Annotated in this window: 18 protein-coding genes and 2 riboswitches; of the genes, 14 read left to right on the top strand and 4 right to left on the bottom strand. The window is 64.9% G+C overall.

All coding sequences use genetic code 11. The annotated features are described in order from the left end of the window. Positions 1-157: 157 nt before the first annotated feature. Positions 158-1,312 (top strand): cysteine desulfurase family protein, encoded by a 1,155-nt coding sequence (locus tag C2H86_RS22250; RefSeq protein WP_159409846.1) that lies wholly within the window; start codon positions 158-160, stop codon positions 1,310-1,312. Positions 1,313-1,623: 311 nt separating this feature from the next. On the opposite strand, the gene nfsB is transcribed toward C2H86_RS22250, so the two are convergent. Then, positions 1,624-2,277 (bottom strand): oxygen-insensitive NAD(P)H nitroreductase, encoded by a 654-nt coding sequence (gene nfsB, locus C2H86_RS22245; protein ID WP_159409845.1) that lies wholly within the window; start codon positions 2,275-2,277, stop codon positions 1,624-1,626. A gap of 104 nt (positions 2,278-2,381) precedes the next feature. Here nfsB and C2H86_RS22240 point away from each other — a divergent pair, with 104 nt between their 5' ends. From C2H86_RS22240 to C2H86_RS22230, 3 genes are read left to right on the top strand one after another with little or no spacing between them, the layout of a single operon-like run. Continuing rightward, positions 2,382-3,281, top strand: coding sequence for a LysR family transcriptional regulator (locus C2H86_RS22240; RefSeq protein ID WP_159409844.1), 900 nt, complete (start codon positions 2,382-2,384; stop codon positions 3,279-3,281). 57 nt (positions 3,282-3,338) lie between these two features. Further along, positions 3,339-4,169: an AraC family transcriptional regulator gene (locus tag C2H86_RS22235; protein ID WP_159412976.1), complete on the top strand. Its 831-nt coding sequence runs from the start codon at positions 3,339-3,341 to the stop codon at positions 4,167-4,169. 49 nt (positions 4,170-4,218) lie between these two features. Further along, positions 4,219-4,803 carry a LysE family translocator gene (locus tag C2H86_RS22230; RefSeq protein WP_159409843.1) on the top strand — a complete coding sequence of 195 codons (585 nt, stop codon included), beginning with the start codon at positions 4,219-4,221 and terminating at the stop codon, positions 4,801-4,803. Between the two features lie 107 nt (positions 4,804-4,910). On the opposite strand, the gene C2H86_RS22225 is transcribed toward C2H86_RS22230, so the two are convergent. Next, the gene (locus tag C2H86_RS22225; RefSeq protein WP_159409842.1) at positions 4,911-6,110 is read right to left on the bottom strand and encodes a sugar transporter; all 1,200 of its coding nucleotides are present in this window, start codon (positions 6,108-6,110) and stop codon (positions 4,911-4,913) included. Positions 6,111-6,269: 159 nt separating this feature from the next. Further along, positions 6,270-7,322, bottom strand: a complete 1,053-nt coding sequence (calA, locus tag C2H86_RS22220; protein ID WP_103447981.1) for a vanillin reductase — start codon at positions 7,320-7,322, stop codon at positions 6,270-6,272. Between the two features lie 180 nt (positions 7,323-7,502). On the opposite strand from calA, the gene C2H86_RS22215 reads away from it, so the two are divergent. Then, positions 7,503-8,408, top strand: a complete 906-nt coding sequence (locus C2H86_RS22215; protein ID WP_159412975.1) for an AraC family transcriptional regulator — start codon at positions 7,503-7,505, stop codon at positions 8,406-8,408. Positions 8,409-8,436: 28 nt separating this feature from the next. Here C2H86_RS22215 and thpR read toward each other — a convergent pair whose 3' ends face one another. Further along, the gene (gene thpR / locus C2H86_RS22210; RefSeq protein ID WP_240349629.1) at positions 8,437-8,979 is read right to left on the bottom strand and encodes an RNA 2',3'-cyclic phosphodiesterase; all 543 of its coding nucleotides are present in this window, start codon (positions 8,977-8,979) and stop codon (positions 8,437-8,439) included. A gap of 136 nt (positions 8,980-9,115) precedes the next feature. Here thpR and C2H86_RS22205 point away from each other — a divergent pair, with 136 nt between their 5' ends. The 9 genes from C2H86_RS22205 (at position 9,116) to C2H86_RS22165 (ending at position 19,020) form a co-directional block, all read left to right on the top strand. After that, positions 9,116-9,904 carry a hypothetical protein gene (locus tag C2H86_RS22205; RefSeq protein ID WP_159409840.1) on the top strand — a complete coding sequence of 263 codons (789 nt, stop codon included), beginning with the start codon at positions 9,116-9,118 and terminating at the stop codon, positions 9,902-9,904. A gap of 153 nt (positions 9,905-10,057) precedes the next feature. Beyond that, positions 10,058-10,957: a lipid A hydroxylase LpxO gene (lpxO, locus tag C2H86_RS22200; RefSeq protein WP_103447986.1), complete on the top strand. Its 900-nt coding sequence runs from the start codon at positions 10,058-10,060 to the stop codon at positions 10,955-10,957. A 93-nt stretch (positions 10,958-11,050) separates the two neighbouring features. Beyond that, a complete protein-coding gene (locus C2H86_RS22195; protein ID WP_027919898.1) occupies positions 11,051-11,395 on the top strand; it encodes a carboxymuconolactone decarboxylase family protein in 345 nt (114 codons plus the stop codon). A gap of 78 nt (positions 11,396-11,473) precedes the next feature. Further along, positions 11,474-12,043 (top strand): GNAT family N-acetyltransferase, encoded by a 570-nt coding sequence (locus C2H86_RS22190; protein WP_103447987.1) that lies wholly within the window; start codon positions 11,474-11,476, stop codon positions 12,041-12,043. A gap of 34 nt (positions 12,044-12,077) precedes the next feature. After that, a riboswitch (cobalamin riboswitch) is annotated at positions 12,078-12,283 on the top strand. Between the two features lie 109 nt (positions 12,284-12,392). Next, positions 12,393-14,510, top strand: coding sequence for a TonB-dependent receptor (locus C2H86_RS22185; RefSeq protein ID WP_159409839.1), 2,118 nt, complete (start codon positions 12,393-12,395; stop codon positions 14,508-14,510). Between the two features lie 195 nt (positions 14,511-14,705). Continuing rightward, on the top strand, positions 14,706-15,872 hold the full coding sequence (locus C2H86_RS22180) for a DUF1624 domain-containing protein (protein ID WP_159409838.1): 1,167 nt from the start codon (positions 14,706-14,708) through the stop codon (positions 15,870-15,872). A gap of 29 nt (positions 15,873-15,901) precedes the next feature. After that, a riboswitch (cobalamin riboswitch) is annotated at positions 15,902-16,103 on the top strand. Positions 16,104-16,211: 108 nt separating this feature from the next. After that, entirely contained in the window at positions 16,212-17,222 is a 1,011-nt protein-coding gene (locus C2H86_RS22175) for an ABC transporter substrate-binding protein (RefSeq protein WP_159409837.1), read from the top strand. Continuing rightward, the gene (locus C2H86_RS22170) at positions 17,222-18,235 is read left to right on the top strand and encodes a FecCD family ABC transporter permease (protein WP_159409836.1); all 1,014 of its coding nucleotides are present in this window, start codon (positions 17,222-17,224) and stop codon (positions 18,233-18,235) included. The genes C2H86_RS22175 and C2H86_RS22170 overlap by 1 nt, the downstream gene beginning before the upstream one ends. 5 nt (positions 18,236-18,240) lie before the next feature. Then, positions 18,241-19,020, top strand: coding sequence for an ABC transporter ATP-binding protein (locus tag C2H86_RS22165; RefSeq protein WP_430738601.1), 780 nt, complete (start codon positions 18,241-18,243; stop codon positions 19,018-19,020). The last annotated feature ends 7 nt before the right edge of the window (positions 19,021-19,027 follow it).

Here is a 19,027-nt window from a genome sequence, read left to right as displayed (position 1 = left end):
GAGAGGAAAAACCATTTCTAATTGATCTATTAATATAGAAAAATATTCTCCGTCAACCGGCTATCTGCAGCACAAAAAGCAAAATCATTTTCTCCCCAGCGCTTAGGCTTGATGCAACGATTGCCAACACCACAGCAACATTGCACGGACCCGCCCCATGCCTAGCGCCCCGCTCTATTTCGACTACGCCGCCACCACTCCGGTCGACGACCGAGTCATCGAAACCATGCTCACCTGCCTCGGTCGCCAGGTTAACTTCGGCAACCCCGCGTCCAGTGGCCATGCCTATGGCCAGGCCGCACGCGAAGTGGTCGAGCAGGCCCGCCGGCAAGTGGCAGAGCGGGTCGGTGCCCGCGCCGACGACATCGTCTGGACATCGGGCGCCACCGAGTCCAACAACCTGGCACTCAAAGGCATCACCCAGGGCATGGCCCAGCCGGGCCACCTGATCACCAGCCAGCTGGAGCACAAGGCCGTGCTCGACACGGTCAAGGAACTGGAGCGCCAGGGCTGGGCCATCACCCGCCTGGCGCCGGACGCCAGCGGCCTGATCCAGCCCTACGCTGTGCAGGCAGCGCTGCGCGCGGACACCCGCCTGGTATCGCTGATGGCCGTCAACAATGAACTGGGTACCGTCACTGATTTCGCTGCCATTGGCGAACGGGTTCGCGCCCATGGCGCCCTGCTGCATGTGGATGCGGCCCAGGCGGTCGGCAAGCTGGCCATTGACCTGCAGGCTATGGCGGTGGACCTGATGTCGTTCTCGGCGCACAAGGTGTATGGGCCCAAAGGTATCGGCGCATTGTATGTCGGGCCTCGCGCCCGTGAGCTGATGTGCGCGCAGATCCACGGCGGCGGGCATGAACAAGGGCTGCGCTCGGGGACCTTGCCGACGCACCAGATCGTCGGCATGGGCAGTGCCTTCGCCCTGGCCGGTGAGCCGGGGGACAGCGAGCACCAGCGTATCGAGCACCTGGCCAAGCGCCTGCGTGAAGGGTTGCTGGCATTGCCGGGGGTCAGCCTCAATGGCTGTGCCCTGCAGCGGATACCTCATACCCTGAACCTGTGCATCGAAGCGAACGGCTTCAACAGCATGGCCTTGGCCAGTGAACTGGCGCTCTCGACCACCTCGGCCTGCAACTCGGCGAGCAACGCCGCTTCACATGTGCTGTTGGCGCTGGGGCTGGATGAAGCGCGGGCACGCAAAAGCGTGCGCGTGAGCATCGGGCGGTTTACCAGCGAGGCCGATGTGGACACGGCGATCGCGGTGTTTGGGCGGGTTTTGACGGCGGCTGCGGGGGCATTGTGGTAGGGCTGATGTGCATGCCTCAAGCCTTGCAGCGCCTGTGAGACCGAGCGCCGCCCGCGCGGCGCATCGCGAGCTGCGCTCGCTCCTACGTCTATTTCGGGCCAATTATTCCTGTGGGATTTGCGCGCGAACGCCTTGGCGCATGGCGCGATATCGCGTCGTACAAACAAGGCGGTCGCGCGCGCATGCCACAGGCGTTACTGGCCCGAAACAAACGTAGGAGCGAGCGCAGCTCGCGATGCGCCGCGCGGGCGGCGCTCGGTCTCACAGGCGCTGCAACTGTCGTGGCGAATACCCCAACGCCCGACGCATCCTCAAAGAAAGGTAAACACCGTCGAACCCGGCAACCGCGACTTGCTCAGCCCAGCATTGAAATCCGCCTCGCTACGGTACCCCAGGCTCAACACCACCACACTGGTATAGCCCTGCTCACGCAGCCCCAGCTCAGCATCCAGCACCTTGCTGTCGAAGCCTTCGATTGGCGTGGCATCCAGCCCATGGGCCGCTGCACCGAGCAACGCAGTACCCAAGGCCAGGTAGGTCTGCTTCTCCATCCAGTGCTGCAGGTCTTTCTGATCAAAACGGTGCAAGTCCACATAGCCGCGACGGCTCTGGTTCTGCCCTGCCCGTGCCTGCTCGTCGCGGAAGCGGCCATCGGCCTGTTCCTGGTCAAGCACCGCATTCAGGTGCGCCTCGGTCATCTCGGTGCGGGTGCAGAATACGATCACGTGCGATGCGTCGAGAATCTTCGGCGAGTTATAGGCAAAACGGCCGTCGGTGGCCTTGGCCAGGCGGGCCTTGCCTTCGGCGCTGTCGGCGACAACGAAATGCCAAGGCTGCGAGTTGACCGAGGACGGGCTGTGGCGCAGCTGTTCGAGCAGCGCATCGACCGTGGCCTGGGGAATCCTGCGGGTGGCATCGTAGGCCTTGGTGGTGTAACGGCGCTTGGCCAGGGAGACGGTATCCATGCTGCAACTCCAATCAACGAAACGGGATCTGTCGCGCATCTTATCTTTCCTGCAAACCAAAAAAAGCGGCAGAATACAGCAACACTTTCACCCCTGGAGTGAAAATGCTCCGTTTCACCGACCTCGAACTGTTCGTGCGCAGCAGCGCCCTGGGCAGCTTCACCGCTGCCGCCCATGAAGCCGACCTGCTGCCCGGGCAAGTGGCCGCCGCGATCAAGCGCCTTGAGCGCGACCTCGACGTGCGCCTGTTCGCCCGCACCACCCGCAGCCTGCGCCTGACCGCCGAGGGCGAGCTGTACCTGCCCACCGCCCAGCGTGTACTGGACACCCTGCGCCAGGGCCACGAGCAGCTTCATGCCAGCCACAGCACCTTGCGTGGGGTGTTGCAGGTGTCCGCACCTTCCGACATCGGCCGAAACCTGTTGCTGCCCTGGCTCAGCGCCTTTCGCCGCGAGCACCCGGCATTGAGCCTGCGCTTCTTCCTCTCCGACCAGATGGCCGATTTCAGCCGTGACCCGGTGGACATCGCCATCCGCTATGGCCTCAACCAGGACGCCAACTACATCGCCCTGCCGCTGGCCCCCTGGAACCGCCGCGTGGTGGTGGCCGCGCCCGGCTACCTGGCCCGCCACGGCCGCCCCCGCACACCTGATGACCTGCAACAACATGACTGCCTGCTGTACCTGCAGCACAACCGCGTCTACGACAAGTGGCAGCTTGGCAACCGCACCGTGCAGGTACGCGGGCCGCTGGTCAGCGACGATGCCGACGTGGTGCGGCGCTGGGCGCTGGAGGGCGAAGGCATCGTCTACAAGTCGTGGCTGGACGTCAGCGCCAACATCGCCGCCGGCGAGCTGGAAATCCTGCTGCCGGAGCATCAGGGCGAAGCCACGCCGGTGACGCTGGTGTGTCCGCACCGCAAGCAGCTGTCGCCCGCAGTGACGCAACTGCACCTGTGGCTGCGCGAGCGTTTTGCCACGCTGCAGCCTGCACAATTGTTCTAAACCGGCTGACGCATCTGGAGTAAGGTGAACTGCCCTACCCGTCAGCAGCGCAGCGCCATGAGCAACTGGATCGACCTCAAGCAAGACGCCGACACCGGCATCGAGTCGGTCCGTGCGCATTTTGTCGGGCACGCCTACGACCCGCACTGGCACGACAGCTTTCTGGTCGGCTTCACCGAGCAAGGTGTGCAGCAGTTCAACTGCCGCCGGGTGCGTCACCAGAGCACCGCAGGCCAGGTCTTCCTGCTCGAACCCGGCGACCTGCACGACGGCCACGCGCCGACCGCCGAAGGCTTCACCTATTCGACCCTGTACCTGGAACCGAACTGGCTGGAGACCGAGCTGCGGGCGCTGTTCGAACAGGCACCTGGCGACAGCCTGCCGCGTTTCGCCGACACCCTGTGCCACGACGAGCGCCTGGCCCACGCCACCGCCCTGGCGTTCCAGGCGGTGCATGGCCAGGAGCTGCGTATCGTGCGCCAGACCGCCATGGACACGCTGCTGACCACCCTGACCAGCCACCTGCACTGGCGCAAGCGCCTCAACCCCGACCCGCGCCTGCCACTGACGGCACAGCGGGCGCGTGACTTTCTGCATGCCCACTTCGACCAGGACATCGGCCTGGAGCAGCTTGCCCAAGCCTGCGGGGTCGACCGCTTTCGCCTGACCCGGGCCTTCAAGGCCGCCTTCGGCCTGGCGCCGCATGCCTACCTGATCCAGTTGCGGCTGGCCCGCGCACGGCGCCTGCTCGCCCAGGGCCAGACACCTGCCGAGGTGGCCATGACCCTGGGTTTTGCCGACCAGAGTCACCTGGGACGCTGGTTCCGGCGTGCTTATCAGCTGACCCCGGCCGACTACCGCCGTCGCTGCTCAAACCTTCCAGACTGACAGCCTGCCAATGGCGACCATGGGGCCCTGATCATTCGGAGCCTTTCCCATGTCGCAATCGTTGTTGCCCTTCATTCTCTTCGCCCTGGTCTCGAGCATCAGCCCGGGCCCGACCAACCTGCTGATCCTCGCCCATGGCGCCCGGCAAGGGCTGCGCGCGAGCCTGGCGCCAATGCTGGCAGCCTGCGGTGCGGCGGCGGCGATCGTGTGGCTGGTTGGCCTGGGGCTGGGTGAAGCGCTGGTGCGCCATCCGTGGGCCCAGCAGGCGATGAGCTGGGCTGGGCTACTGTGGTTGAGCTGGCTGGCATGGCGCATGCTGCGCAGTGCCGGCGAGCCGCTGGATACCGCAGGCGGCAAGCCGTTTGGGGCAGTCAGCGCGGCGTCGTTGCAGGTGGTCAACCCGAAGGTGTGGATGATGGCGGTGGCCGTCATTGGCGTGTTTGCCGCGCCGACACTGCCGGTGTGGCAGTTGGCGTTGGTGTTCCTGCTGATTGCCGTGCCGTGCATGGCGGTGTGGGCGGTGCTGGGGGCAGGCAGTGCGCGCTGGTTGCAGGCGCCGGGGCGGTTGCTGTGGTTCAACCGGGGGTTGGCGGGGCTGCTGCTGGTGTCGGCCTGGGCTGCGGTATTGAGCTGAATCTGATCTAGCCTGTGCCGGCCTCTTCGCTGGACAAGCCCGCTCCTGCAGGCATGCGCGCTACTTGTAGGAGCGGGCTTGTCCCGCGAAGAGGCCGGTGCAGGTATTCAGTGGCTCAGAGCCTCACGAAACCGCCGGGTACTGGCCACTGCCAGCAGCAGACCGACCACCGCCACGCTACCGCCAACCATACCGATATCCGCCACACCCATCTGGCTGCTGACGATACTGCCCAGCAATGCCCCGCCACCGATGCCGATGTTGTAGATGCCGGAGAACAGCGCCATGGCCACGTCGGTGGCATCGGACGCCAGCTTCAGGGTCTTGGACTGCAGCGACAGGCTGAAACTGAGGATCGCCACGCCCCAGAACATGCTCAACGCCGCGAACACATAGAAATTGCCCGACAGCGGAAGCAGCAACAGCAGGCAAGCCGCCAACACGCCGATCGAACCCACCAGGAAGCCATGGGGGAAGCGCTCGCTGTAACGGCTGAACAGCAGCGAGCCGAACACGCCAGCGCCACCGAACAACAGCAGCAACAGCGTGGTGCGCTCGCCACCGATCTGCGCCACGTGCAGGGCGAATGGCTCGATGTAGCTGTAGGCGGTGAATTGCGCGGTGATCACCAGGGTCACCAGCAGGTAGGTAATCACCAGCGCCGGGCGCTTGAACAAAATCGGCAGGCTGCGCAGCGAACCGGAGTTCTGGCTCGGCAGCAACGGCAGCGACTTCATCAGGCACAGCATGGTCACCAGCGCTACCCCGGCAATGCTGAGGAAGGTGATGCGCCAGCCCAGTGCTTCGCCCACCACGCGCCCCAGTGGAATACCCAGCACCATCGCCAGGGTCGTGCCCGTCGCCAGCAACCCCAGCGCCTTGGCCTGCTGCCCCGGCGGTGCCACGCGCACGGCCAGCGACGCGGTGATGGCCCAGAACACGGCATGGGCCAGGGCGATGCCGATGCGGCTGACCAGCAGCATGGCAAAGCTCTGCGACAACCACGACAGCAGGTGGCTGAGGATGAACACCAGGAACACGAACAGCAGCAACCGCCGACGCTCGATGTTGCGGGTAAGCAACATCATCGGCAGCGAAGCCAGTGCCACCACCCAGGCATAGATGGTCAGCATCAGGCCGACCTGCGCGGTGGTCATGTCGAAGCTGCTGCCGATGTCACTGAGCAGCGCCACCGGGACGAACTCGGTGGTGTTGAAGATGAAGGCCGCCAGGGCCAGGGCGATCACGCTCAGCCAGCTGCCGCCACCTGCGGTCGGGGGCAGGTCGGTGGGGATGGGTCCGTTCATGGGCAGGAATCTGTTCTCCGCAGGCAAGGCGAAACGACGCGCGTCAGGGGCCAAGTATCGGCCGCGCTGAGGCACGGGTTTGTTATTGGAAGGATTGCCCGCATGGTACGCGTCAAGCCTGGCCCTCACAACCACGAAAAGGCCAGGCTATCGCCAGGTTCAGCCCTGCAGGGTCGCCATGTCGATCACGAAGCGGTACTTCACATCACCCGCGATCATGCGCTCATAGGCCTGGTTGATATTGCGGATGTCGAGCATCTCGATGTCGCAACGGATGTCATGGGCGGCGCAGAAATCCAGCACTTCCTGGGTTTCGGCAATGCCGCCAATCAGTGAACCGGCCAGCACCCGACGCTTCATCACCAGGTTGGCGGCATGTACGGCCGGGTCGATCGGCTCGATCAGGCCCACCAGAATGTGTACGCCGTCGAACTTCAGGGTCTCCAGGTACGGGTTGAGGTCGTGCTGCACCGGGATGGTATCGAGCAGGAAGTCGAAACGCCCGGCGGCGGCACGCATCTGCTCGGCGTCGGTGGACACGATCACGTGATCGGCGCCTTGGCGGCGGGCCTCCTCGGCCTTGGCCTGGGAGCGGGTGAACAGGGTCACTTCGGCGCCCAGGGCCTTGGCCAGCTTGATGCCCATGTGGCCCAGCCCGCCCATGCCGAGGATGCCGATCTTGTGACCGGGGCCGACGCCATGGTGCTTGAGCGGCGAGTAGGTGGTGATGCCCGCGCAGAGGATCGGCGCCGCGCTGGGCAGGTCCATGCCGGCCGGGATGCGCACCACGAAGTGCTCGCTGACCACGATGCTGCTGGAGTAACCACCCATGGTGTTGCTGCCATCGACCCGGTCCGGGGTGGCGTAGGTCATGGTCGGGCCTTCCAGGCAGTACTGTTCCAGGTCCTTGGCGCAGGCCTCGCAGTGGCGGCAGGAGTCGACCATGCAACCGACGCCGACCAGGTCGCCGACCTTGTGCGAGCTGACCTGGTCACCCACGGCGGTGACCCGGCCGATGATCTCGTGGCCAGGCATCAGCGGGTAGACGGCGATGCCCCACTCGTTGCGCGCCTGGTGGATGTCGGAGTGGCACACGCCACAGTAGAGGATCTCGATGGCGACATCGTCCGGGCGCGGCGCGCGGCGCTCGAAGGTCATGGGGGCCAAAGGGCTGGTCGGGGTTTGGGCGGCGTAACCGATGGCGGTGTACATGCGGGACCTCACGGGGTAGTGAAACGATTCAGGGCGCGCATTCTGCTCGCCATCGTCCTCCCGGCCCACGGCTGATTCTCCGGCATCCATGCCTGATTCTCCGAACCTGCCAGTGGCCATCTGGCGCTGGCCAGCCAATCTGCGATCATGAAACTGTCTGATTCTCTGCCCTGGTTCATCATGCAACTGACCCGCCACGTCGACGCCAACGCCCCGCTGTGTTCGCTGATCCGCAGCCTGGCCACCCGCCCGGGTTTCGTGCCCACGCACCTGCCCCAGGTGCAAGTACTGAGCTGGGACCACTACGTGGCCAGCAGCCCGCAGATCTACGAGCCGAGCCTGATGATCCTGGCCCAGGGCAGCAAACTGGCGCGCCTCGGCCCGCGCACCCTGGAGTACGGTGCCGGCCATTACCTGGTGCAGGCGCTGTCGGTGCCGTTCATGTGCGAGACCTTTGCCACCGCCGAGGAGCCACTCCTGGGCGTGGCGGTGGACATCGACCGCGGTGTGCTGGGCGAACTCGTGCAAAGCATGGACCTGGCACCCGACCCGGCGGTACAGGCGCAAACGCCACAGTCGATGACCTCGGCGGCGCTCGATGCACCGATGCGTGAGTCCGTGGAACGCCTGCTGCGCTGCCTGCAGGACCCTGTCGACGCCAAGGTGCTGGGCCCGGCGCGCATTCGCGAGGTGCTCTACACCGCCCTGCGCGGCCCCCAGGCCGGGGTGCTGCGGGCGTTGGTGGAGCAACAGGGGCACTTCGCCCGCATTGGCGCGGCGCTCATGCACTTGCGCGAGCACTACACCGAGCCGCTGAGTGTCGAGGCGCTGGCGGCCTGCGCCAACATGAGCGTGTCGACCTTCCATGAGCACTTCAAGCGCTGCACCGACATGGCACCGATGCAGTACCTCAAGCGCCTGCGCCTGCTCAAGGCGCAGCAGATGCTGATTGGTGAAGGGCTGGGGGTGGCGCAGGCGGCGCATCGGGTGGGCTACCAGAGTACCTCGCAGTTCAGCCGCGAGTACAAGCGCCAGTTTGCCCGCAGCCCCGGGGATGAACTGCCCTACCAGAGCCTGCCGGTATAACCGTCAACTGCTTTTGCGTCAACTCCACTCAGTCCTCCAGCGGCCATTCAGCCACCGGCCAATACTGGCCCTTGCGCGACTCGAACAAGGTGAAGTGGCGGGCGACAAGCATGAAATCCGGCGCGAGCGGCGTTTCGGGCACTTCCTGGTGGAAATCGCGTGAGAGCGTGAGGTGGGGACGATAGTCGTGGGGCTGCTCAACTATTCCGAGAGGGCGCAGTGTCTGCGCCAGGTCATACGCCAGTCGCAGCAACGCTGGGGGCGCTTGTATGGGTTCAAGTACCAGGATCTGCGGGCGCAGCCAGACATTCAGCCGATCAAGCTGAAGGCGAAGCGCTCGTGGATGCTTGAGCGCGCCCACAGAAGCGATCAATGACGGCATCTGATCGGCACTCACGTCACCCACAAACAGCAGGGTTACGTGGAAGTTGTCGGCAGCCACGGGTTTACCCACCCGCAGGCAAAGGTCCTGGCGCCATTGGGCGATGGCGCGACGCGGGGCTTCGTCTACAGAAAGCGCGAAAAATAGCCGCTTGAAGGGTTGATCATTGCGACTCGGCTCATGTGCCACGAGCGTACTCCCTGGACCTGGACTCAATTCGCCAAGCATATGGCAACACTGCTTGCACCTGTTAAATCTGCCAGTAGTGCCTCACAGCGGTCGCGCATAAATTGAAGCTTGTTTTCAACACATGCAGGAGGCAGCCATGCAAAGCAGCAACGCGAAAGACAAAGCAGACACCATGAATGCCAAGCTCCGCAAAGGCGGCAATAAACAAACATTCACAGCAACAGAATTCGAAACGGGTACCGCCTTTGGTAATCGATGGTTCAACGGTATTCAAGGCGATCCCGATGCAAGCTTCAGCCACATTGTGCTGAAGCTTCCCGAGTCCAAAATCAGGCAAGGTGCAAAGTTTGCGATCGGCGACGGTGAAAAGGCCTCGGTCAGTGCTTATTTTGGATCGAGCGTGTTCCCTTACTCTGGCTGGGCGGAGAGCGGGCAGATGGAAATCGTCCAGTGGGACGCGACCAGCGGACTCCTGAAAATTTACTTCACTTTCCTCACGGCCGAGGGCCTGGAAGCCGAAGGCAGTCTCGACTGCACACTCCTGAGTTTGAGCAAGAACGAGACGGCCACCAACTCCGTCAGGGCTAGCATTACCCCCGACCTGTTCTCCAGCCTCGGCGATCTGGTCGCGGATGACATCAGCCTCGAACGCAGTGGGGATTCAAGTTTCCTGCTGATCGCTCGACAAGGCAAAGCTCCCCAGTTGCAGGGTATGCGAATGACCATCAACCCGGCCACAAACTCCATAAGGGCGTTTTTCGTCATTGATAACGGCCTTGTGAATTTCCTCGGAGGTTCAAGTCATTTCGAATGGGATGAGCAGGCGAGCAGGCTCAAGGGCAGGCTTTCGGGAAGGAAGTTTTCACACTTGGGCCGAGAATACACGGTAGATAATGCCCATATCAGCGTGACCCTCGGTAAGTAGCGTCACCGCAAGGTTGCTGGCGGGCCAGGTACACGCTCGACTTGCACCAAGGTCTGCCATCACCGTGCAACATTTCCTACAAACCATCCCTTCGATTGTTTATGCTGGCGGGCTTAGCCATTGCAAATGGCCATTTTTGAAACGTGTCTGCCCATGAAAATTGCACTCGTACTGATCTTCGTCCTCTCGATCGCCTATGTTCACCTGCGCGGTCGGGTGCGCCACAAGCTGACCCGTCAGCTGGGCGACCACTCCAGCTTCCTGGCCCCGGTCAACAGCTTCCTGTACCTGTTCTCCAAGCACCCGGCCAAGCCTTACCTGCCGGTCGAGGCGTTCCCGGAGCTACAGCCGCTCATGGAGCATTGGCAGGAGATTCGTGCCGAAGGCCAGCAGCTGCTGCACGTGGGCGAGATCAAGAAGTCCGACAATTATGACGACGTCGGTTTCAATTCGTTCTTCAAGACCGGCTGGAAGCGCTTCTACCTGAAGTGGTACGGCGAAAGCCACCCGTCGGCCATGACCCTGTGCCCACGCACCACCGAGCTGCTGCAAGGCATCGGCACGGTCAAGGCGGCGATGTTCGCCACCCTGCCACCGGGTGCCAAGCTGGTCCGCCACCGTGACCCGTATGCCGGTTCGTACCGCTTCCACCTCGGCCTGGACACGCCGAACGATGACGGTTGCTACATCGACGTGGACGGCGAGAAGTACTCCTGGCGCGATGGCGAGGGCGTGGTCTTCGACGAGACCTACATCCACTATGCCGCCAACACCACCGAGCACAATCGCATCATCCTGTTCTGCGACATCGAGCGCCCGCTGAAGTACCGCTGGGCCACCGCGTTCAATCGCTGGTTCAGCCGCAACGTCATGGCCGCCGCCGCAGCGCCGAACGACGCCGGCGACAAGACCGGCGGCATCAACCGCCTGTTCACCCGCATCTACAAGATCCGCGAGCGTGGCAAGGCGCTGAAGAAGCGCAACCGCATGCGCTACTACCTGGAGAAGTGGCTGGTGGTCGCGGCCCTGGTACTGGTATTCGTCTACATCTGACACCCTGCCTGCAGCCTATCGCCGGCAACCGGCGATAGGCGCAAATTCGACTAGCCTGAAAGCTCCTCCCGCAACCTCCCCAAGGTGAAGACGATGAGCATGATGGACTGGGACGCCTACCGTAAGCAGTTGATGGCCGGCATCGGCGATCTCAAGCAACTGTCCCCTGACACCGTGGCCGGCTACATGACCGCCAGCGGCGCGGGTGCCAAGACCAACCACCTGGACGCCAAGACCCGCGAACTGATCTCCCTGGCCGTGGCCGTCACCACCCGCTGCGACGGCTGCATCGCCGTGCACTCACAGCAAGCCGTCAAGCACGGCGCCACCCGTGAAGAGATCGCCGAGGCGCTGGGTGTGGCCGTGGCGATGAATGCCGGGGCCGCGCTGGTCTACTCGGCCCGCGCCATGGATGCAGTGGGCAAGGCCAACGGCTGAAGCCCGACGGCGTCGCCGCCCTTGCGCGACGGCGCCGCGCCACCCAGACTTGGCGGCCTAGCCATTGCAGGAACCGCCATGATCCACATCCGCCCCATGACGCCCGAGGACTTCGAGCGTTTCTGGCCGACCTTCCAGGCCATCGTCCAGGCCCGCGAAACCTACGCCTTCGACCCCGAACTGGACGTCGAGCAGGCACGCCAGCTGTGGCTGCAACTGCCACTGCACACCCTGGTGGCCGAAGCCGATGGCGAGCTGCTCGGCTCCTACTACCTCAAGGCCAACGCCGCCGGCCCTGGCGCCCATGTCGGCAACTGCGGCTACATGGTCTGCGACGCCGCCCGTGGCCGTGGCGTGGCCCGGCTGATGTGCGAGCACTCGCAGAAGCTGGCGCGCCAGGAAGGCTTTTTGGCGTTGCAGTTCAATTCGGTGGTGGCGAGCAACGAAGTGGCGGTGGCGCTGTGGACCAAGCTCGGCTTCGAGACCGTTGGCCGCCTGCCCAAAGCCTATCGCCATGCCCGCCTGGGGTTGGTCGACTGCCTGGTGATGTACAAGTGGCTGGCCGATGAGCCGGTGGTGGAAAAGCCTCCCCTGCTGATCGGGCGCAAGAACATCGAAGCACGGGTGTCGCGCCGCCGCGGGCGCTGACACGCGCATTTGACGTGCTGGCCATTCGATGGTCAGATGCGCGCCAGTTTCAGGTGTCCTGCGCCGCCGTGCGCAGGGTGAAACGGGAAGCCGGTGCGTCGTGGTTCACGACAAGTCCGGCGCTGCCCCCGCAACGGTAAGCGAGCGATGCCTTCGACACACCACTGTGCGCCAGCATGGGAAGGTGAAGGCCTCACGCCCCTCGCAAGCCCGGAGACCGGCCTGAAGCCCTACTTGGCAACCCGCGGTGGGCGGGCGCAGGCCGGTCTCCGCGTGCGCCCCTGCATGCGTGGTGTGCCTTTGCGTGTTTTCCACCGGGATCCATTCATTCCTGCAGTAGTGGAACGACATGTCCCGATTCATCAAGCTTCACCCCCTGGCGGCCTGCCTGGCCGTCACGCTGCCAGCCCTGGCCGACGAACCCGTGCTGAACCTCCCCTCCACGGCCATCACCGATAGCCGTGACCAACAACACGTAGATCTGGCCACGCCGACCGAGGCCGGTTCTCGGCTGAACCTCACTGCCCTGGAAACCCCGGCCAGCACCAGCAGCATCACTGCCGAACAGATCGAGCAGCGCAACAACCTCACCGTGCAGGACGCCGTGACCCGCTCGCCCGGGATCACCTTCATCGGCAACCCGGGCGATGGCGGCACCGGCCTGTCGGCGCGCGGCTTCACCGGCCATGGCTCGGTGATGACCCTGTTCGACGGCGCACGCCTGTACACCGGGGCCGGCACCCAGACCTTCCCGGTCGACCCGTGGATGGTCGAGCAGATCGACGTCATCCGCGGCCCGGCTTCGGTGCTGTATGGCGAAGGCGCGACCGGCGCGGTGATCAACGTGATCCCGAAAAAGCCGTTCGCTGGCGACATCCACAACCGCCTGCGCCTGGGCTACGGTTCCTGGGACCGCCAACAACTGGGCCTGGACAGCGGCGGTAGCCTCAGCGAACGCCTGAGCTATCGCCTGACCCTGAACCAGCAGGCCGGTAACGGTTGGGTCGACCGCACCGACTCGCGCAGCCTGGCGCTCAGCGCCGCGCTGCGCTTCGATGCCAGCGACGACCTGAGCTTCACCCTCGCCCACGAGCGCGGCGACGCCCAGCCCGCCAACTACTACGGCACGCCGCTGATCGACGGCCATTACCGCAGCAGCCTGCGCAAGAAGAACTACAACATCCAGAACGACGAGCAGCGCTACCACGACGAGTGGACCCGCTTCACCACCGACTGGACGATCAACGACCACCTCAGCGCCAGCAACCAGCTCTACTACATCAAGAGCCGCCGCCACTGGCGCAATGCCGAGAACTACAGCTGGGACGCCGATCGCGCGCTGCTGGAGCGCCAGAGCTACCTGGAGATCAAGCACAACCAGGAGCAGCTCGGCGACCGCCAGACCTTCACCTTCGACCACAGCCTGTTCGGCCTGGCCAGCAAGACGCTGGTCGGTGTCGAATACAACAAGGTACGTTTCAACGTCGACAGCAACCGGCCGTACAACGACGTGGGCGGCGACTACATCGACCCATGGCAGCCGACCCCGGGTTGGTTCCACAGCGACTCGCCAACCCGCCCACAGACGCTGTCCACCACCCACACCTTCGCCCTGTTCGCCGAGAACCGCCTGCAGCTCACCGAGCGCCTGTCGCTGGTGACCGGTGTGCGCCGCGATCAGAACCACATCGACCGCGACAACCTGGTCGACGGCAGCCGCAGCGACCGCAGCCTGCAGGGCGGCAACTGGCGCGCCGGGCTGGTGTTCGCCGTCAACGACAATCTGTCGCTGTACGGCCAGTACTCCACCAGCGAGGACGGCGTGGACAACCTGGTCAGCCTGAGCCCGTCGCAGATGCACTACGACCTGACCGAAGCGAAGCAGACCGAACTGGGCCTCAAGCAGCGCTTCTGGGAGGGCCGTGGCGAGTGGACGCTGGCGGCGTTCCATATCGTCAAGAAGAAGCTGCTGGTGGATGACCCGATCACCCACGAGGCGCAACAGGCCGGGCAGCAGACCTCCGATGGCCTGGAGGCGTCGCTGGAACTGGCCCTTGGGCAGCAATGGCAGGTGTCGGCCAATGCCGCGCTGGTGCGGGCGAACTACGATGATTTCGACGAGGTGGTCGATGGCGTGGCCCAGGACCGTGCCGGCAACCGCCCGGCCAATGTGCCACGGCGCACGGCCAACCTGTGGCTGAGCAAGGGCTTCGGCCAGCAGGTCGAGGCCGGGATTGGCGCACGGTATGTGGATGAGCGTTATGCCGACACGGCCAATAGCCAGAGTGCGCCGGGGTATACCGTGGTCGATGCCAACATTGGCTGGCAGGTGTTGCCGGATGTGCGCCTGGGGTTGCAGGTGAACAACCTGTTCGACCGCGAGTATGTGGCGTCGGTGTTCAGTGGCGAGCAGTGGGTGATGGGCGCGCCGCGGTCGTATTTCGCTACCGTGGATTACACCTTCTGACCTGAGGGCCTCTTCGCGGGACAAGCCCGCTCCTACAGGTTATGCGCAAGCCTGAATCCTCCGCGCCCCCTTTAGGAGCGGGCTTGTCCCGCGAAGAGGCCGGCACAGCCAACACAAAAACCACTATCAGAAGTCAATTAATAGTTATAAGATAACGTTTCATTTGACATTCATTCCTGCCTGCGACTCCTTTCCATGACCAGTGCCTCAGCCCTCCCCACCCAGCTCACCCAGCGCCTGCAGAGCATCGATGCCCTGCGCGGCCTGGTGATCCTGTTCATGCTGCTCGACCACGTGCGTGAAACCTTCTTCCTGCACCGCCAGGTCAGCGATCCGATGACCATCGATGCCACCGACCCGTCGCTGTTCGCCAGCCGCACCCTGGCCCACCTGTGCGCCCCGGTGTTCGTCCTGCTCACCGGCCTGTCGGCCTGGTTGTATGGCGAGAAATACCAGGGCCGCAGCGATGTGTCGGCGTTCCTGTTCAAGCGCGGGCTGTTCCTGGTGGTGCTGGAGTTCACCCTGGTCAACTTCGCCTGGACCTTCCAACTGCCGCCGAGCGTGGTCTACATGCAGGTGATCTGGGCCATCGGCGTGAGCATGATCGCCCTGTCGCTGCTGGTGTGGCTGCCGCGTCCTGCCCTGCTCGCCCTGGGCGCGCTGATCATCGCCGGGCACAACCTGCTCGATGGTCTGCACTTTGGCGTGGAATCGGCCCTGCATGTGCCGTGGGCGATCCTGCATGACCGTGGCTGGCTGGAGGTCTCGGAGAACCTGCGCCTGCGCACCTCCTACCCGGTGCTGCCGTGGATCGGCGTGATCGCCCTGGGCTACGGCCTCGGCCCGTGGTTCGCCCGTGGCAGCGACGCCGGTGAGCGCCAGCACCGCCTGCTGATGGCCGGCGTCATCGCCCTGCTCGGTTTCATGGTGCTGCGCCTCTACAACGGTTACGGCGAGGCGCCTTGGAGCGGTTACCCGACCGTCACCCAGACGCTGATGAGCTTCTTCAACATCACCAAGTACCCACCCTCGTTGCTGTTCCTGGCCCTGACCCTGGGTTGCGGCCTGCTGTTGCTGCGCGCCTTCGAGCGCGCCGGGCTGGCCCGCTGGATCAGCGCCCTGGCGGTGTTCGGCGCAGCGCCGATGTTCTTCTACCTGCTGCACCTGTATGTGCTCAAGCTGCTGTACCTGGCCTGCGTAGCGCTGCTGGGCCTCAACCACGGCGACTACTTCGGCTTCGACGGCATCGGCGCGGTGTGGCTAAGCGCGGTGTTGCTGGCCGTGGCGCTGTACCTGCCCGTGCGCTGGTTCGCCCGGCTCAAGGCCCGCCGGCGTGACATCGCCTGGCTCAAGTACTTCTGATTAAACGTTTTCACCCGGCGACCTGATGGTCTACCATGCGGCCCGCCGGTTTCCACCACGGAACTAACAGGGAATCCCAGGCCCGCCACCATTGGCGCGCCAAACGGAACTGCCCCCGCAACTGTAGGTGCCGAGCCTGCTCCATCGATGCCACTGGATCAATGATCCGGGAAGGCCGGAGCCAGGTGACGACGCACCAGTCAGGAGACCTGCCGGCATACATTCACCAACCGGCGGGGTGTCCGGGATGGCCATCTGTGCTGCCCTCGCGCCTGCGAGGGCCGGCGATGCCTGTCCGTGCGTTCCTCACCAGAACTGACCGATAGGAGATCGCCCCGCATGCTGCTGCGCTTCACATCCTTGCTGGCCGGCCTGAGCCTGACTGGCCTGGCCCAGGCTGCCGCCACCCACTACCCGCTGACCATCGACAACTGCGGCGCGCCGCAGACCTTCGCCCAGGCGCCCGAGCGCGCAGTCACCATCGGCCAGGCCGGCACCGAGATGCTCTATGCACTGGGCCTGGGCGACAAGCTGGCCGGCACCTCGCTGTGGTTCAACAACGTGCTCCCCGAATACCAGGCGGTGAACGCCAAGGTGCCGCGCCTGGCCGACAACGACCCAAGCTTCGAGGCGGTGGTCGGCAAGCGCCCACAACTGGTGGCCGTGCAGTTCGAGTGGATGGTCGGCGCTCAGGGCGTGGTCGCCACCCGCGAGCAGTTCAGTGAGCTGAAGATCCCCACCTACCTGCTGCCCTCGGACTGCGAAGGCAAGGACAACCTGGTCGGCGCCGACGGCACCCGCCTGCAGGCGTTCCAGGTCGAGAGCATCTACAAGAGTGTCAGCCAGCTGGCCGAGATCTTCGACGTGCAGGACCGTGGCGCGGCGCTGAACACCGACCTCAAGGCACGCCTGGATAGCGCGAAGCAGCAGCTGGCCGGCAAGGACCTGTCGCAGACTTCGGCACTGTTCTGGTTCTCCAGCGCCGACCTCGACATCGACCCCTACGTCGCCGGCCGCCAGGGCGTGGCCGACTTCATGTTGCGCACCCTGGGCGTGCGCAACGTGGTCGAATCGACCGAGGAATGGCCGACCGTGGGCTGGGAAACCCTGGCCAAGGCCAACCCGACCTGGCTGATCATCGCGCGCATGGACCGCCGCCGTTTCCCTGCAGACGACTACCAGAAGAAGCTCGAATTCCTGCGCAGCGACCCGGTGACGAAGAACATGGACGCGGTAAAGAACAACCGAATCATCATCCTCGACGCCGACGCCATGCAGGCCGGCATCCGCCTGTTCCGTGGTTTGCAGACCTTGTCTGCGGCCTTTGCCAGCGGTAAAGCAGCGCAGTGATGAACGCCCTGCCCTACACCGCCCTGGCCGTGCTGGCCCTGCTCGCGGCCGTGCTGGCCGGTACCGCCATTGGCGAGACCAACCTGTCACCGAACTTGGTTTTCCAGGTGCTGGCCAACCACCTGTGGCAGGCCGGATACCCGGTCGACCCGATCGACGCGGGCATCGTCTGGAACTACCGCCTGACCCGCTCGCTGGTCGCCGCTGCTTGCGGTGCAGGTCTGGCGACCTGCGGGGTGATCCTGCAGGCGCTGTTGCGTAACCCACTGGCCGAGCCCTACCTGCTCGGGCTGTCCGCCGGCGCTTCGACCGGTGCAGTGCTGGTCGGCCTGCTGGGCCTGGGCAGTGTCGCCCTGAGCATGTCCGGCGGCGCCTTCATCGGTGCCCTGGCGGCCTTTGCCCTGGTGCTGGTGCTGGCCCGAGCGGCCGGGCCGAGCAGCAACAACGCCCAGGTGATCCTCGCCGGCATCGCCGGCTCGCAGCTGTTCACGGCCCTCACCGCCTTCCTCATCACCAAGTCGGCCACCGCCGAGCAGGCGCGCGGCATCCTGTTCTGGTTGCTGGGCAACCTCAGCGGCGTGCGCTGGCCGTCGGTGTGGATGGCGTTGCCGGTGGCGCTGTTCGGGCTGGTGGTATGCCTGTGGCACCGCCGGGCGCTGGATGCCTTCACCTTCGGCGCCGACTCGGCGGCCTCGCTGGGCATCGCCGTGCGCCGCACGCAGTTGCTGCTGATCAGTTGCGCGGCTCTGGTAACGGCCGTGATGGTGTCGATCGTCGGCGCCATCGGTTTCGTCGGCCTGGTCATCCCCCACGCCCTTCGCCTGCTGCTCGGGCCCGGCCATGGCCGGCTGCTGCCGGCCAGCGCCCTGGGCGGCGCGCTGTTCCTGATTGCCGCCGATGTGCTGTCGCGCACGTTGATAACTGGCCAGGTGATTCCGGTCGGCGTGGTCACCGCCTTGATCGGCGCGCCGGTGTTCGCGCTGATCCTGGTCAGCCGCCGGGGGCGCCCATGACCGTCATGAATACCGTGCACGTCGCTCCACTCGCCTGCCGGGGGCTGGGCCTGCAACTGTCGGGCAACACCGTGCTGTGCAACATCGACCTCAACGTGGTGGCTGGGGAAACCCTGGGCATCGTCGGCCCTAACGGCTCGGGCAAGTCGTCCCTGCTCAAGTTGCTGGCCGGGCTGCGCACGCCGGGCACCGGCAGTGTGCAGTTGCTCGGCGAGCCCCTGGCGCGCCTGCCGCGTCGGCGTGTCGCACAAGCGCTGGCGCTGGTCGAACAGCAGGCCGACACCCTCGATGCGATCAGCGTGTTCGATGCCGTCGCCCTGGGCCGCACGCCGTGGCTATCGGCGCTGGCACCATTCTCCCGGGAAGACCGTACCATCGTCGAACAGGCCCTGGCCGACCTCGACGCCACGCACCTGGGTGAACGGGTCTGGAGTTCGCTGTCCGGCGGCGAGCGCCAGCGCGTGCACATCGCCCGCGCCCTGGCCCAGCGCCCGCAGGTATTGCTGCTCGACGAGCCGACCAACCACCTCGACATCCAGCACCAGCTGAGCCTGTTGCAACAGGTACAGGCACTGCCCGTCACCACCCTGGTGGCCCTGCACGACCTCAACCAGGCGCTGACCTGCGACCGCGTGGCGGTGCTCGACAAGGGCCACCTGGTGGCACTCGGCAAGCCGCTGGAGGTGCTCACCCCTGAGCGCCTGCTGAGCACCTTCGGAGTGCACGCCCACTACCTCACCGACCCCTTCGACGGCGCGCGCATCCTGCGTTTTCGCGCCCCCTGAACCAGGA

The organism is Pseudomonas putida, from assembly GCF_009883635.2.
Taxonomy (GTDB): Bacteria; Pseudomonadota; Gammaproteobacteria; order Pseudomonadales; family Pseudomonadaceae; genus Aquipseudomonas; species Aquipseudomonas putida_W.
The sequence above is the reverse complement of the archived record's forward strand: the minus strand, read 5'-3'. Positions and strand labels throughout refer to the sequence as shown.